Annotated in this window: 8 protein-coding genes; 6 read left to right on the plus strand and 2 right to left on the minus strand. The window is 59.6% G+C overall.

The annotated features are described in order from the left end of the window. Position 1: 1 nt before the first annotated feature. Positions 2 to 1,033 (minus strand): CBASS cGAMP-activated phospholipase, encoded by a 1,032-nt coding sequence (locus tag WNB94_RS00160; protein WP_341387553.1) that lies wholly within the window; start codon positions 1,031 to 1,033, stop codon positions 2 to 4. A gap of 243 nt (positions 1,034 to 1,276) precedes the next feature. Between WNB94_RS00160 and WNB94_RS00165 the strand changes: the two genes are divergently transcribed. The 6 genes from WNB94_RS00165 (at position 1,277) to WNB94_RS00190 (ending at position 11,488) form a co-directional block, all read left to right on the plus strand. Further along, positions 1,277 to 3,682 carry a type I restriction-modification system subunit M gene (locus WNB94_RS00165; RefSeq protein WP_341387554.1) on the plus strand — a complete coding sequence of 802 codons (2,406 nt, stop codon included), beginning with the start codon at positions 1,277 to 1,279 and terminating at the stop codon, positions 3,680 to 3,682. Next, positions 3,679 to 4,800 (plus strand): PDDEXK nuclease domain-containing protein, encoded by a 1,122-nt coding sequence (locus WNB94_RS00170; protein ID WP_341387555.1) that lies wholly within the window; start codon positions 3,679 to 3,681, stop codon positions 4,798 to 4,800. The genes WNB94_RS00165 and WNB94_RS00170 overlap by 4 nt, the downstream gene beginning before the upstream one ends. After that, positions 4,800 to 6,089, plus strand: a complete 1,290-nt coding sequence (locus WNB94_RS00175) for a restriction endonuclease subunit S (RefSeq protein ID WP_300504133.1) — start codon at positions 4,800 to 4,802, stop codon at positions 6,087 to 6,089. The genes WNB94_RS00170 and WNB94_RS00175 overlap by 1 nt, the downstream gene beginning before the upstream one ends. A gap of 14 nt (positions 6,090 to 6,103) precedes the next feature. Beyond that, positions 6,104 to 9,061, plus strand: coding sequence for a type I restriction endonuclease subunit R (locus WNB94_RS00180; RefSeq protein ID WP_341387557.1), 2,958 nt, complete (start codon positions 6,104 to 6,106; stop codon positions 9,059 to 9,061). Positions 9,062 to 9,077: 16 nt separating this feature from the next. After that, complete coding sequence (locus WNB94_RS00185; protein ID WP_341387559.1) at positions 9,078 to 9,971, plus strand: hypothetical protein; 894 nt, start codon at positions 9,078 to 9,080, stop codon at positions 9,969 to 9,971. 107 nt (positions 9,972 to 10,078) lie between these two features. Further along, positions 10,079 to 11,488, plus strand: a complete 1,410-nt coding sequence (locus tag WNB94_RS00190) for a toll/interleukin-1 receptor domain-containing protein (protein ID WP_341387561.1) — start codon at positions 10,079 to 10,081, stop codon at positions 11,486 to 11,488. A 283-nt stretch (positions 11,489 to 11,771) separates the two neighbouring features. Here WNB94_RS00190 and WNB94_RS00195 read toward each other — a convergent pair whose 3' ends face one another. Beyond that, positions 11,772 to 15,176 (minus strand): DEAD/DEAH box helicase, encoded by a 3,405-nt coding sequence (locus tag WNB94_RS00195; protein WP_341387562.1) that lies wholly within the window; start codon positions 15,174 to 15,176, stop codon positions 11,772 to 11,774. Positions 15,177 to 15,430: the final 254 nt, after the last annotated feature.

Consider the following 15,430-nt stretch of genomic DNA (forward strand, 5'->3'; position numbering starts at 1 on the left):
GTCAAGGAGTTGCGTGTTCGCCGTGATAAAAGACTGACTTGGGTGGCGAGTGTTCCAAGAAAGCCAAGAGGCGTGGGTCACTGATGCATCGTTTCGAGCGCTCAATGGCGGCGCCGAGCAGCACCTCACGCGCGTGAGCATCGGCCTTGTCAAGTGCGACTGCACGGGCACGCTCATCGAACAGGTCATCATCAATGCGCAGGTATCGGCTTTCCAGCCGGTGCTCCAGCATCTTGTCGGTCAGCACCTCTTGTGCGGAGATGGACAATCCAAAGAGCCTCTTGGGCATGTTGCTGGGGTTCCAGCCACCCCAGTCGTAGGCGCCACCTTGCCGGTTGTGCCGAGGGTCAACGGTGAACTTCGACGACATCGTCCCGATGCTCAGCATGCGGATGTGCTTGATATCTCTACCGAAGAAATGCTGCGATTCATGGAGCGCGAGCAGTCCCGGTGAGTTCGCGAACAACCCACCATCGACATACTGCCCCCCATTGAAGACATGACGCGGGAAGTAGGCCGGCGCCGCACTGGTTGCAAGCCCGATGTCCACCAAGCGATGTTTGTGGTCTCGTTTGAACATGGGGTGATGCCCCGTCTTGAAGACAACAGGCTCACCCGTTGTGTAGTTGATGGAGGGGACCATCACAGGGTGAAGGCAAGCGCCCAGGAGTCGGTCGCCAAAGACTTCGGGGGCCTCAAGCTGCGCCTTGAGCGATGCAGGCGAATAGGGGGCGCGCACCATTCCCAGAAAAGACCAGCGCTTCTTGAAAATTTCCTCGCCATGCTTGACGAAGAGGTCAACCATCGTTTGCGCCGGGATTTCCAAGGCGAGGGCCAGCGCCAAGATGCCGCCGATCGAGGTGCCCGTGATCAGATCGAACTTGGATGCGATGGGCCCCTGGAGCTCTTGCTCGATGTCTGCAAGCACTTTTGCCGTGTACAGGCCTCTGTAGCCGCCGCCTGAAAGCGCAAGGACTTGAAATGCCTTGTTTTGATCTGGCTGCGACGCTGAACAGGGGGCAGGTGCTGACATGAGGTGTACTTGTGGCAGGCGCTATTTAGTGTCTGAGTGGGGCGAAAAACACTACAGGTAGCGTTTTATCACATTTTCCATGTGGATTTATACAGTGTCAAGTCTCCGGGGCTCTCGCCCAGCGATTCCGAGCTTTTAGGCGTTGCTGTATCGCGCAGCCGCCAGACATTCAGTGATCCAATCGAGCCTTGGCTCGGTGGAAAATCATGCCCATCGCGATTTCCCCCGATTTCCCAGGTATTTATGGATCACGCAGCACATAACAAGATCGTCTCGTTCATCTGGTCCATTGCAGATGACTGCTTGCGCGACGTTTTTGTACGGGGCAAATACCGTGACGTGATCCTGCCCATGTTCGTTCTGCGCCGCCTGGACTGCTTGCTTGAGTCGAGCAAGGCGGGTGTGCTCGAAGAAGTGCGGTTCCAGCAAGAAGACGCGGCGATGGCTGATCTGGACCCGCATGGCCTGCGCGATGCGTCTGGCTACGTCTTCTACAACACCTCTAAATTCACGCTCAAGAGCCTGCTGGGCAACCCGTCCCAACTGGAGGCCAACCTCAAGAACTATCTGGACGGGTTTTCGGACAACGTGAAGGAAATCGTCGACAAGTTCGACTTGCGCAACCAGATCCGCAAGATGGCGCAGTCCGACGTGCTCCACGACGTCATCGAAAAATTCGTCTCCGAAGAAATCAACCTCAGCCCGGATGATCGCAAGGGCCCGGATGGCCGCGCACAGCCTGGCTTGTCCAACCTGGGCATGGGCTACGTGTTCGAAGAGTTGATCCGCAAGTTCAACGAAGAGAACAACGAAGAGGCCGGTGAACACTTCACGCCGCGTGAGGTCATCAAGCTGATGACGAACCTGGTGTTCATCCCCGTCAAGGATCAGCTTCCCAACCCGCTGACCATTTACGACCCCGCTTGCGGTAGCGGTGGCATGTTGACCGAGTCCCAGGACTTTGTGACCGACCCAGAAGGCGAGATCAAGGCCAAGGTGGGCGTCTTCTTGTACGGCAAGGAGGTCAACCCCGAGACCTATGCCATCTGCAAGTCCGACATGATGATCAAGGGCAACGACCCCGAGAACATCCGCTTTGGCTCCACGCTGGCCACCAACGATTTCTCTGGCAAGCGCTTCGACTTCATGTTGACGAACCCGCCCTACGGCAAGTCATGGAAGAGCGACCAGAAGAGCATTGTTGAAGGCAAGGAAGTCATTGACCACCGCTTCCAGGTCAACCTGTCCGACTACACGGGCGAGCGCTTTGATTTTTACCCGGCCATCCCTCGCTCCTCAGATGGCCAGCTGCTGTTTCTGATGGAGATGGTGGACAAGATGAAGCGCCGTGCCGACAGCCCTGTGCGGTTTGCCGGCTCGCGCATTGCATCGGTCCACAACGGCTCGGCCCTGTTCACAGGTGATGCAGGCAGTGGCGAGAGCAACATCCGCCGCCACCTGATCGAGCGCGATTACCTCGAAGCCATCATCCAGCTGCCCAACAACCTGTTCTACAACACCGGCATCACCACCTACGTGTGGCTGCTCACGAACAACAAGCCTGCCAAGCGCCAGGGCAAGGTGCAGTTGATCGACGCTTCCAACCTGTTCCAGAAGCTGCGCAAGAACCTGGGTGAGAAGAACTGCGAGTTCACTGACGAGCACATTGAGCAGATCACCCAGCTGTACCTGACCATGCCGGCGGATGGCATCTCGAAGGTCTTCCACAACCGGGACTTCGGCTATTACAAAGTCACGGTGGAGCGCCCATTGCGATTGGCGGCCCAGTTCACACCCGAGCGCATGGCCACCTTGCGCTACACGCCGGGCATGCAGGAGATCATGGAATGGGTGCACGGCAAGTATGGCGAAGAGGTCTATACCGGCCTGCAGGCCCATGCCGAGGCCATTGAGAACCACCTTGAGCGCGAAGAAATCACCCTTTCGCCCAAGAGCCGCAAAGAGCTGTTGTCTGAGACCACCTGGCTGGCGCAGCGATCCATCATGCAGGCCGCTCAGCAATTGGCTGGGGTGATCGGCAGTGCGGAGCACCTTGATTTCAATGTGTTCGAAGCCCTGGTGGACGATGCCATCAAAGCTGTGGGCCTCAAGCTTGCTGCGAACGAGCGCAAGCAGATCCTGAACGCCGTGAGCTGGCGAGACCCGCGCGCAGCCAAGGTGATCAAGAAGCGACACCAGCTCACCGCAGCCAAGCTCAAGGACTTGTTGGCCGAACTGAAAACCACGGCCGACAAGCTGGCCGACCATGGCTATTGGCCTGCAGAGGTGCAGGCCGCCGCTGAAGCCAAAGGCGGCAAGAAAGCGGCCAAGGCGGGCGAGTACATCGAGTACGAGCCCGACAGCGAGTTGCGCGACACCGAAAACGTGCCGCTCTCACTGGACGCCAGCCTGCCCGCCTCTGGCGTCATCCATGATTACTTCATCAAGGAAGTGCGCCCTCATGTGGACGAGGCCTGGATCGCGCTGGACAAGACTGTCATCGGCTATGAAATCAGCTTCAACAAATACTTCTACCAGCACAAGCCATTGCGCAGCCTGGAAGCGGTAACCCAGGAAATCCTGGCCCTGGAGGCCGAGACGGATGGCCTGCTCAAGGCCTTGGTGGCTTTTGTGGGGGCAGGGGCATGAGCCCGCGCAAGGTTGTGGCGCCCCAGGCAACGGCCTTGCCTGGCGAGTTACTGGGCCGTGTCGTCACCATCCTGGAAGATGCGCGCCAGCGCGTCGCGCGCACGGTCAACAGCGAGATGGTGCTGGCCTACTGGCTCATCGGGCGCGAGATCGTGCAGGCGCTGCAGGGCGGGCAAGATCGGGCGGGTTATGGCCAGAGCCTGCTGGACGGGCTGGCCTCTGAGTTGACCACCCGCTTTGGGCGCGGCTTCTCGGCCACCAACCTCAAGAACTGCCGTTTGTTCTACCAGGCCTACGCGGAGCGCCAGCCCGAAATTCGTCAGACAGCGTCTGACGAATCGAGCCCCTTGGGGTTTCTGGCTGAACTGTCGTGGTCGCACTATGTGTTCCTGACGGGTTTGCGCAATGCCGACGAGCGCCGCTTCTATGAAATCGAGGCGGCCCGTGGCACCTGGACGCTGGCGCAGATGCGCCGCCAGTTCGACAGCGGCTTGTTTGAACGCCTCGCACTGAGCCGCGATCCGCAGACCATCGGGCAACTGGCCGCAGAAGGCGATCTCATCCAGGCGCCCAAGGACCTCATCAAGACGCCCTATGTGCTGGAGTTCCTGGGCCTGGAAGAGCGCAGCAGCTATTCAGAATCCGACCTGGAAGCGGCCATCATCAACAAGATCGAGCACTTCTTGCTGGAACTGGGCAAAGGCTTCTTGTTCGAGGCCCGGCAAAAGCGCTTCACCTTTGAAGAAGAACACTTCTTCGTGGACCTGGTGTTCTACAACCGCCTGCTGCGTTGCTATGTGCTGATCGACCTCAAGCTCGGCAAGCTGACCCACCAGAACCTGGGGCAGATGCAGATGTATGTGAACTACTTTGACCGCTTCGTGAAGCGCGACGACGAGCACAAGACCGTCGGCATCATCCTTTGCAAGAAAAAGAACGACGCGCTGGTGGAGATCACGCTGCCCCAGGACGCCAATGTGCACGCCTCGGAATACCAGTTGTACCTGCCCAGCAAAGACGAGCTGCAGCAGCGCTTGCAGGAGTGGGCGGCCGAGAGCGCCGTGGCGAGTGGTCAAGATGGCAGCCAGCCTGTGGCCAGCAAGAAGGCGGGCAAGTGATGCGGCGGTATGAGCAGTACGCCCCGAGTGGCTTTGACTGGCTTGGCGACCTGCCTTCACATTGGTCCATTCTTCGCGCCAAGTATGTTTTTCGGGAGATCGACGACCGCTCCGTGGCCGGTGACGAGGAGTTGCTGTCGGTGTCGCACCTGACTGGCGTTACACCGCGCAGTGAGAAAAACGTCACCATGTTCATGGCCGAGGACTACACCGGAGCCAAGCTCTGCAAAGATGGTGACCTGGTGATCAACACCATGTGGGCCTGGATGGGGGCTCTGGGCGTGTCCAGCACCACTGGCATCGTCAGCCCGGCATATGGCGTGTACCGACAGCTTGAACAACGCCTGCGACCTCGGTACATGGACTGGTTGTTCCGCACGCCCATGTATGTGGCTGAGTACACGCGCCGATCTACGGGGGTGAACTCATCTCGGTTGCGGCTCTATCCAGATCGGTTTCTGGACATGCCAGTGGTCATCCCTCCGCTTGAGGAGCAAGACCGCATCGTTGCCTTCCTCGATAAAAAGACCGCAGAAATCGACGTCGCCGTGGCCAAAAAGGTTGAGCTGCTTGATCTACTTGAAGAGCAGAAAAAAATCGTTATTGACCGAGCTGTCACGCAGGGTGTGCATGAGTCTCCGGTTCTTAAATCATCTGGAGAGGGTTGGATCAAAGGCATCCCAATGGGCTGGCATATTTCGCCCTTGCTCGGCGTTGCAGAGGTAATCGACCCCAATCCTAGTCACAGGAATCCAAAATACACCGACGCCGGCTTACCGTTCATTTCAACTGTTGAATTTCAAGGTGATGACGACATCTTGCTTGATTCAACTCGTCGGGTAGCTGAATCAACGGTGCTAGAGCAGGAGGCTAGATGCAGGTTCAGCGCGGCTTCTATTGCTTTTTCTAGAAAGGGCACCATCGGGGCTGTACGGCGCCTACCTACAGGCGTGAGGTTCGCACTTCTCGACTCGCTCTGTGTTGTCAATATCAAGAGCGGGATGAACGTCCAGTTCATGTATCGGCAACTTGCCGCAGATGTGGTTGCCGCTCAGTTTGGACCAGTCGTTCGGGGGGCGGCACTGAAACAACTTAGTGTTGGTCGAGTTCGCGCTTTGAAAGTTCTGGTTCCGCCAGAAGATGAGCAGGATCAGATCGCTCGACATATTGATGAGCGACTTTCTGCCATCAATGCTGTTGTCGGTCGAGTTAAGCGGCAATTGGCGCAATTGGCTGAACTGCGACAGACAACTATTTCGGCAATGGTGACCGGCGGTATTAAAGTCTAAAAAAGGGATGCAATATGGTCAGTCAAACCAACGAAGCCGCGCTTGAAACGCACATCGAAACTGCCTTGGTCAAGGACGGCTATCGCGTTGGCAACCCTGCTGACTTTGACCGGACCTTCGCGGTCGATCGCAAGCTCTTCTGGGATTTTCTGGAATCCACCCAACCCCAAGAGGTGGCCAAGCTCAAGGACCGCCCCAACTGGCAGCGTCTGGTGCTGGAGCGGCTCAGCAAGAAGATCAAGAAAGACAGCGTGCTGGCCGTGCTCAAGAAGGGGCTCGATGTGGATGACGCCCACTTCGATCTGCTCTACCGCCAGCCCTACAACCAGCTCAACCCCGAGGTGCTGGCCCGCTACGAGGCCAATGTGTTCAGCGTCACCCGGCAGGTGCACTACAGCGAGACCGACAGCCTCAAGTCCATCGACATGGTGCTGTTCGTCAATGGCCTGGCCATCGCCACCATTGAGCTCAAGAACCCCTGGACCGGGCAAACGGTCTGGAACGCCATCTACAAGCAGTACAACCTGCGCGATCCCAATGAGCCGATCTTCGAGTTCGGACGTTGCCTGGTGCATCTGGCCGCAGACCCGGACGAGGTCTACATGTGCACCCGCCTGGCTGGCAAGGACAGCAACTTCCTGCCATTCAACAAGGGTGTGGACCACGGCAAGGGCAACCCGGTCAACCCGAACGGCTACAAAACAGCCTACCTGTGGGAAGAGATCCTGGCGCGCCGCAGCCTGAGCAACATCATCGAGCAGTTTGCCAAGTTCACGGTTGAGAAGGACAAGAAGACCGGCAAGGAGCGCAAGGCGCTGTACTTCCCCCGTTACCAGCAGCTGGACGTGGTGCGCCGCATCTTGGCCGACGCCCAGCAGAACGGCGTGGGCCTGAGCTACCTGATCCAGCACTCGGCGGGCTCGGGCAAGTCCAACTCCATCACCTGGCTGGCTTATCAGTTGGTGGAGTTGTACAACCAGGCTGGCACGGCCAACGTGTTTGATTCTGTGGTCGTGGTGACAGACCGTCGCGTGCTCGACACCCAGTTGAAGGACAACATCAAGCTGTTCTCCGAGACCAAGAACATCGTGGCCCACTGCGAGAGCGGGCAGGAGCTGCAGTACAACCTGGAGGCGGGCAAGAAGGTCATCATCACCACGGTGCAGAAGTTCCCGCGCATCGTTGAAGGCATGGACGCCCTGACGGACCGCCGCTTTGCGGTGATCATTGACGAGGCCCACTCATCACAATCCGGCACGAGCGCCGACAGCCTGAACGAGGCCATTGGCGGCGAAGACGCCGAGGCGCCCGAGGACGTTCAGGACAAGATCCTGGCTGCCATGGCGGGCCGCAAGATGAGCAAGAACGCCAGTTACTTTGCGTTCACGGCCACGCCCAAGCCTGCGACGCTGGAAAAGTTTGGCCGCCAAGGCGCTGACGGCAAGTTTTACCCCTTCCACCTGTATTCAATGAAGCAGGCCATCGAGGAGAAATTCATCCTCGATGTGCTGGAGAAGTACACCACGTACAAGAGCTACTACGAGGTGCAGAAGTCAGTCGAAGGCAATCCGCTGTTCGATACCGCCAAGGCCCACAAGAAGCTCAAGGCATTTGTTGAAGCCAGCCCCAAGACCATCGAAGTGAAGGCCCGCATCATGGTCGATCACTTCATGAGCAGCGTGTGGCAGGCCAAGAAGCTCAAGGGCAAGGCCAAAGCCATGGTGGTCACCCGCAACATCGAGTGTGCCATTCGCTACTTCTTCGCCATCCGCACCGCCTTGCAGGAAGCCAACGCGCCGTTCAAGGCGCTGGTGGCGTTCTCTGGCGAGAAGACGGTGGACGGCGTCAAGTACACCGAAGACAGCATCAACGGCATCGCCGTGCGCGACCTGCCCGACGAGTTCGAGAAGGATGACTTCAAGATCCTGGTGGTGGCCAACAAGTACCTGACCGGCTTTGACGAGCCCATGCTGCACACCATGTACGTGGACAAGAAGCTGCAGGGCGTGCTGGCGGTACAGGCGCTGTCTCGCCTTAACCGCTGCAACTGGAAGCTCGACAAGCGCGACACCTTTGTGCTGGACTTCTATAACTCAGTGGACGACATCAAGGCCGCCTTCGATCCGTTCTACACCGCCACGTCGCTGAGCGAGCCCACCGACGTGAACGTGCTGCATGACCTGAAGGATGCGCTGGATGCCTTTGGCATCTTCGATTGGAGCGAGGTGAAGAGCTTCAACGAGAAGTTCTTCGCCAGCGCACAGGCAGAGGAACTGGCGCCGATCATCGACGCAGTGGTGGCACGGTTTGATGCCGATCTTGACGATGAAAAGCGCATCGACTTCAAGATCAAGGCCAAGCAGTTCGTCAAGATCTATGCCCAGGTGGCGGCCATCTTGCCGTTCAACAACGTGAACTGGGAGATGCTGCACTGGTTCTTGAAGTTCCTCATCCCCAAGCTGAAGGTCAAAGACCCAGATCAGGACAAGCTGGACGAGCTGCTCAACAGCGTGGACCTGTCGACCTACGGCCTGGAGCGCTCGCGTCTGGAGGTCAAGATCGGCCTGGATGAATCCGAGGCTGAACAAGAGCCAGCCAACCCCAATCTGCGCGGTGCGCACATGGGGGAGGGCGATAAGGATCCGTTGGAAGACATTGTGCGCACCTTCAACGAGCGCCACTTTGCAGGCTGGGAAGCAACGCCTGAAGAGCAGCGGGTGAAGTTCATCAACATCGCCAAGCACGTTGTGGCGCACGTTGATTACCGTGCCCAGGTTGAAGACAACCCCGATGCACAGAACAGGCAGTTGGCCCTGGAGAAGATCATCCAGCAGGCCATCAGCATGGAGCGCAGGCGGGAACTGGACTTGTACAAACAGTACGCCTCTGACCCGGATTTCAAGCGCGCATTTGACGCCAGCATCTCCCGGTTGATTTCCAGTGGAGGCTGGATGGACCGGCCTTCTGCCTAAGCGGCCTTGTCATCACATGATTGCTTTTGATCCCAACACCTGGCTGATGTATGAAGGCCTTTCCAACTACGGGCATGGCGTCTCGCCTGCACCTGTGGTGTCTGTCGCCACGTTTGTTCAGGCCGAAGCGGACTGGCGCCGTGTACCAGCCAGTGGTGCCTTGCGTGATGCGCCATGTGTGTTCCGTGAGGACTATTTTGACCCTGTCAGCCGGATTCGGCGGGGTAGGTTCTATGAGGTGGCAGGGCGTTCTCAGCCTGACGACTGGCGCGTTCACAAACATCCTGTTGTTGCTGAAGACATTGGTCGTCAGGAGCCAGATGGTCGGTTCAAAAAATCCTTGATTTCATTCTGCCCGATGGGCAATGTGAGCCAACGCTTGGTGACCTCGCCCCGCACGCTGGTGGTGCTGGGGGCCGGCTCGGCCGTCACCGTCTGGAACATCGTGTCGGTGGAGCGTGCTGGCAATAACGAAGACTTGGTCACGATGCGTGCGCGCTCGAACCTTGGTTTCTTGCCGGATCTGGTTCTGGATGCCATTCCGTCGGCAGCGAGAGAGCGCGTCAGTGCCGCCGTCATCAAGGTGGTGGACGGGGCTCACCGGTCCAGCGGCATCACGGTGGTTGATCTCTGCCGCGATGCGATGGGTGTGATCTTGTCCGCACACCTTCATCTGGATGCCGGTGAGGATGCGAAAGTCATTGAAAAAGACCTCGGCGCGCTGATTGCGAAGCTGCCATCGGAATCGAAGCTGTTTCGTGCGGCAGCAGATGTGGTCTGCAAGCTCCACCCCAGGGGCAAGTCCAATGAGCAGCTGCGTCTGGGCACCCGTGACGTCACGGACGCTGATGGTGCCTTTGCCATCGAGGCGCTGGGGTTCGTGCTTCGTGATCTAGGCTGGGCGCGATAGGCCAAAACCTGGCCTAGGCGCGCAGCGCAAGTATTTGCCAGTGTTCTGGTGTCGATGTCATCTTGGAGTTCTTGTTGGCTACCTCAACTCAACGCCCAGTCGTTTTTGTGTCGTACAGCTGGTCTTCCCCCGCGCATGAAGATTTTGTCGAATCACTGGCTTCTAAATTGATGGCCAACGGCGTAATGGTGCGCCTCGACAAATGGGATCTGAAGGAAGGGCAGGACAAGTTCGCCTTCATGGAGAGCATGGTCACTGACCCCGAGATTTCAAAGGTTCTGGTGATCTGTGACTCGCACTACAAGGCCAAGGCCGATGCGCGCAAAGGCGGGGTGGGCACCGAGACCGAGATCATCTCGGCGGAGATCTACGGGCAAGTCAACCAAGAGAAGTTCATCCCCATCGTGGTGGAGTACGACGCCAGCCGGCAGGCCGTGTTGCCCACATTCATGAAGTCGAGGATCTACATCGATCTGTCGAACGACGATGTGTACGGCGACGGGTTCGATCAGCTCTTGCGCGCCATTTACGACCGGCCCAAGTACAAACGGCCAGAGTTGGGGGCTGCGCCTGAGTTCCTGGATGACGCACTCGCCACGGCGATTCCGGTGCGGGAGTTTCAGGCCCTTCGCAGCGCCACGGAGGAAGGCAAGGCGACGGCAGATGGCCTGGAGGCCGCTTACCTCAAGCGCTTCCAGGTTGAACTTGGCAAGCTCCTGGTGCCCAAAGAGATCGCTGACTATGACGACGAAATCGTGGCAGCGATTGGCCGCGCGAAGCCCTTGCGGGATCAGTTCGATCAGTACGTTTCCATGAAGGCGGCTTTTGCCCAAGACGCACCGAGGGCTTGTCGGCGGGTTCTTGAGTTGTTGGAGCACATCTTGGGCCTGCGCACGCCGCCTGAGGGCATGACTTCGTACCGTGAGGAGTGGTTCGATGTGTACCGCTTCTTGGGGTGGGAGTTCATGTTGTTGACCGTTGCGGCCTTGCTCCGAGAGCAAGCCTGGCAAACCTTGGATCAGGTGTGCAGCGAGGTGTTCGTTTTTCACCGCAATGGTGACCAGCGTGATCGCAGCTTCCTGGAGTTCGAGCCTTATCTGCGCTCATTGGACGAGAGGCGCAACAAGCGCCTGGGCCTGCGCCGCATCTCTATTCAGACTGACATGATCCACGATCGGGTCAGCACGAGTGGTACGACGTTCAACGAGATGATGCAGGCCGACGCGTTCCTAAGCCTGCGCTCAGTGGTTCAGCAACCCGAGGGCCAGACAAGGGACTTCTGGTTCCCGCGCACGCTCCTGTATCTGGATGGCAACCGCTTGCCACTGTTTGTGAAGGCCGGTGGTGGTGCCATCAAGGCGGGGCTCCTGAAGGCACTCGGCGTGGCCGACGCGAAGGAGTTTGCCGCTCGTTTTGAGAAAGTTGCTGCGGCCCTGAACAATTTTGGCAATTGGCGCATGGACAGCGAATTCATTGACTTGCGTTCTGCGACGAACGTGGCCCAGTTGTCCGTGTAGTGCGTTGGCCTAGGCCTGTTGTTAGACTTGGCGGTGCTGCCTGAGGCGTGCCGGGCAAATGCCGTCACCGGTCGGATGGTTTGTCCTTGTGACGATCGTCGTATGTGGGGTTCGCGTTCCCACCAGGCAGCATCCACTCGTGCATTCGGTTCGCGGGCCATACAGCCCACCGCGTTGACCAAAAAACAGGCACCCCGAGAGCGCTCTGGCATACCTTAGACGTTGAACTGATGGCCATTCAAAGTTATCCCCAGTTTTTGTGGATAACTCTTGGCCCGGCAGTTCAGTGCATTGGGGCGACCTGGGCCGTCTTATCCATGGGCATCGTTTTGATCATGGGTAGGGATTGGTTCAACTCGCTGAAATGATTCAGCCCGCTCCATTGCTCGACGTCTCCGATCACATACAGGCGATGCTTGGCGCGCGTGATGGCCACATTCAGCAGATTGGGCTTGCCCGAAGCCCAGGCACGCGCGCCTGAGCCGGCCTGCCCTGGGGCCGTGCCCAGCACCAGGAACACGATTTCTGCTTCCTTGCCCTGGAAGGTGTGCACGGTTCCGCACTCGATCTGGCCCAACCCTGCATCCTTGATCCGCTTGATGCAGGCGTTCTTGACCTTGCGAAACGGCGAGATCACGTACACCTTGGCGGCCTTGTCCTTGCCTCCGGCCTTCCTGGCAGGTGTGAACGCCGGTTGCTGTTGAAGTTGGCGCAGGCAGTTCACCAGGACATGGAGTTCGTCTTCGATGACAGGATGGCTGGCGCGGGTGGCGCGCACGTCCAGCCAGGCGCTGTCACCGAGAACGCAGGTGAACTTCGTTTTTTCAGGCTGGCCCAGATCGTCCACACGGCCATGCACCATCTGTTCGGCGTAGGCAATGCGGTTGGCCACGTTGAACATGGGATCGTCGCAGCGGCGGTGCGTGCGCAAGGGCATGCCCGTCCAGATGGGCTGAGCCTTCTCCGCATCGACGGCGCCGCTGGTGACTTGGGATGCGACCCAGGAGCCATGACGGGTGACACGGTCGGCCAGGGTCTGAACCGATTCGTCATTGGGTGACCACATGGGGTCCACGGCGTGGCGGCGGCGGAACTCTTCGACCAGCATCAAGGGCACGGTGAACACGGGTTCGATCTGCAAGGGGTCGCCCACAAGCACCGCCCGCTGACTGCGCCAGATGGCACCGGCTGCTGATTGCGGGGTGGCTTGCCCTGCCTCATCGATCAGCAACCAACCCAGGCTGTCCTGGCCCATGCCAGCGAACAGGCGATCGAAGGAGGCGAGGGTGGTCGAAACCACCGGCACGATGAAGAAGAAGGCGTCCCACAACAGAGGGCGCTGCTCCAGGGGCAGCTTGTCTTTCAGCGAACCGGTGAGCATGCCGTTGACGGCGCGCAGATTGCCAATGAACTTGCCTGCGTTGGCCAACACCGTCAGTCGGTGCAGCTCCATGGCTTGCAGGAAGATGCGGGCCCGCAGTGCGTCCAGCGCGGGGCTGACCGCCACCGACGCGCGATGGCGCTGATCGGCGGGCAGTTGCCAGAAACTGGCATCGGGGAAGTGCCGTGCACCGGCGTCGTGTCCGGCTTTCAGCGCACGTTGGTGGCCTTGCAATTCGCGCTCGGAACCCTGCAGTGTCAGGACCTGGGCACGATGCACCTCGCGCTGTTGCTCCAGCCGTGCTTCGGCCATGGCGCCATCCTGCGCCAGTTGGGCCAGCGCTTCGGCGGCTTGCGCCAAGGCCCGCGTGGGCTCGACCAGCGTGGCGCGCAGCGCCTTCATGCGTTCGGTGTCCTGCCCAAACCAAGCGCACAGTTTGTCCCATAGGTTGGGCAGGCATTGCGAACGCGCCTGGTCGAGCGTGGCCCGGCGGGAATCGACCAGGGCATGCTGGATGGCCTTGTTGTCCTGAAGCTGCGCGAGGTGGCGGCTGGCTTGGTCGATCACTTGGGCCTGGGCCTGCGCGGCATCACGCTGGGCATTGACCCGCTGCTGGCAGGCATCGATCCGCTGAGCCGCCTTTTCGGCCTGAAGCAAGACGCCACGGCGGGCATCGAAGTCAGCCAGCAGCGCCAGGAAGGACTTCTTTGCCGCATGCCATTCGCCCTGGTAGCGGCTGTAGTCGTTGCTGGCGGCTTCCAGCAGTTTTTTGATCGACGGTGGCAACGGATCGGCGGGCGCAGGCGTAGTGGCTTGATCGGTCGCACGTTGGGCATCGCCTTCTTGAGCGTTGCCGGGCGACGGCGTTTCGGTGTTGGACGCCTGACGTGGTTCGTCCCGAAAAAACCCCCGGGCGAAAGAGCGGCGGTTGCCGGCATTGCCCAACGCGGCGGCCACCAGGCCCCAGCAGTCGATGGGTTGCTTGTCGTCGTCCACCACCTTCTGGGCCGCGAACACCTCGCGGATCACCTCGTCGAAGTAGGTGGCCGAGGCAAACTCGCTGTGCACCTTCGCGCGCGCGGGCAGCTCCTGCGTGATGTTCTTTACCGCGTTGTTGTTGGTGCTGGTCACAACGATGGACGAGCCGCCCACCACCTTGGCCTTGAGCGGGAAGAAGTTTTTGCCCGCCACGCTCACGCTGTCTTCGAACAGCTCGATGGGGCGGCTGAGCGCGGCGATCTTGCGCGCACGCTCGGTGACCACCTCGGCGATCACATCGCACAGCAAGGTGGTCTTGCCCGTGCCCGGTGGGCCATTGATGCCCAGCGTGCCGCCATCGCGCCCCAAGGTGCTGAGCACCTGGGCCACCGCAGCTTGCTGAGCCAGCACCAGTGGGGCCTCTGGTGAAGCTGGCCAACGTGCGCTGGGCAGGCGGGCCACGCTCACCAGTTCACCCATGGCCGCGTGGTCGTTCAGGATGTCGATGCGCTGCTCGGGGGCAATGGGCGCGCCCAGAAAGGTGCTCAGGGCTTTGCCAAAGGGCTTGTTCTTGCCCGCCTGTGTGATCAGGCGGTTGAGGTCATCCAGGTAGAAGGAGTTCAGGTAGTCGATGGCGGCGTTGAGGCTGTCATCGAGGAAGCGGCGCTTGACCCGTGACACCCGAACCACCACACGCCAGTCCAGGCCTGCCGCATCGGCCCCTGGGCCCAGCAGCTTGCACACGGTGCGCAACTCTTCGTCCAGATCGCTCCAGGTCAAGGGGCTTGGCGCTGTTGGGGTGTCGGGCTGGCCAGTGGGCGGTGTTTGCTGCGCGTCGGTGGCGATAGGCCGCAGGTGGTGGCGTCGTTGACCGAATTCATCCGTGGCACGTGCCAGTCGGGTGTTGACGTTCTCCAGCGGCTCGGAATGCCACAGCGCATCGACCCCGTGTGCAAAGCTGGCAGGCAGGTAGCTGTCGAGCTTGGGGTGGCCATCTTCGTTGGCGACGAAGGCAGCAAGCCAGCCGTTTCCGGTTGCGCGCTGGCGTTCGCGCTCACTGAGGTCTTCCTCTGGGAACACCGATTGAAGCATCAACCGGGAGAGGTCCTCCGTGTCGGCCACGCCCACATAGACGACATGGACGTAGCCATGCTCCGGTGTTGGCTGGAAGTGAGGGTGTTGCCAAGGCAGGACATCGCCGCGTCTGAGCGTGACGATCTTGACCTGGTCGCTGCTGTCCTTGGCCGATGGTGCGGTCGGGATGTTGAAGACTTCCAGGTCACGCCAGAAGCGCAGGACAGAAAGCGGAGCGGTAGCCGATGCGTTCAACGAAGGACCTCGTCGGTGAATATCGGCGCGTACTTACAGCGTGTCCTGACCGATCAAGGGTGGGCGATCTGCGCGCGTGGCAACCAGACCGAAACAGTGGAAATGGTACAGCGCTTCAAGCCAGGGCTGCGGCCCTAAGTCCCTTGTGGATCGATGGGGGGAGGGGGCTTGATTGTTTGGGGGCGGTGCTTGGTGGGGCCCGTAGAGGGGCAAGTTCACGACCTTGATTTCAGCGGGCCGGATGAGATTCTGAA

Origin of the sequence: Aquabacterium sp. A3 (assembly GCF_038069945.1) — a bacterium.
Taxonomy (GTDB): Bacteria; Pseudomonadota; Gammaproteobacteria; order Burkholderiales; family Burkholderiaceae_C; genus Aquabacterium.

What these genes read in the sequence shown, in the direction of transcription:
- WNB94_RS00170 (WP_341387555.1), top strand. Translation starts at nt 3,679, where the DNA reads ATGAGCCCGCGCAAGGTTGTGGCGCCCCAGGCAACGGCCTTGCCTGGC.
- WNB94_RS00175 (WP_300504133.1), top strand. Translation starts at nt 4,800, where the DNA reads ATGCGGCGGTATGAGCAGTACGCCCCGAGTGGCTTTGACTGGCTTGGC.
- WNB94_RS00185 (WP_341387559.1), top strand. Translation starts at nt 9,078, where the DNA reads ATGATTGCTTTTGATCCCAACACCTGGCTGATGTATGAAGGCCTTTCC.
- WNB94_RS00180 (WP_341387557.1), top strand. Translation starts at nt 6,104, where the DNA reads ATGGTCAGTCAAACCAACGAAGCCGCGCTTGAAACGCACATCGAAACT.
- WNB94_RS00160 (WP_341387553.1), bottom strand. Translation starts at nt 1,033, where the DNA reads ATGTCAGCACCTGCCCCCTGTTCAGCGTCGCAGCCAGATCAAAACAAG.
- WNB94_RS00165 (WP_341387554.1), top strand. Translation starts at nt 1,277, where the DNA reads ATGGATCACGCAGCACATAACAAGATCGTCTCGTTCATCTGGTCCATT.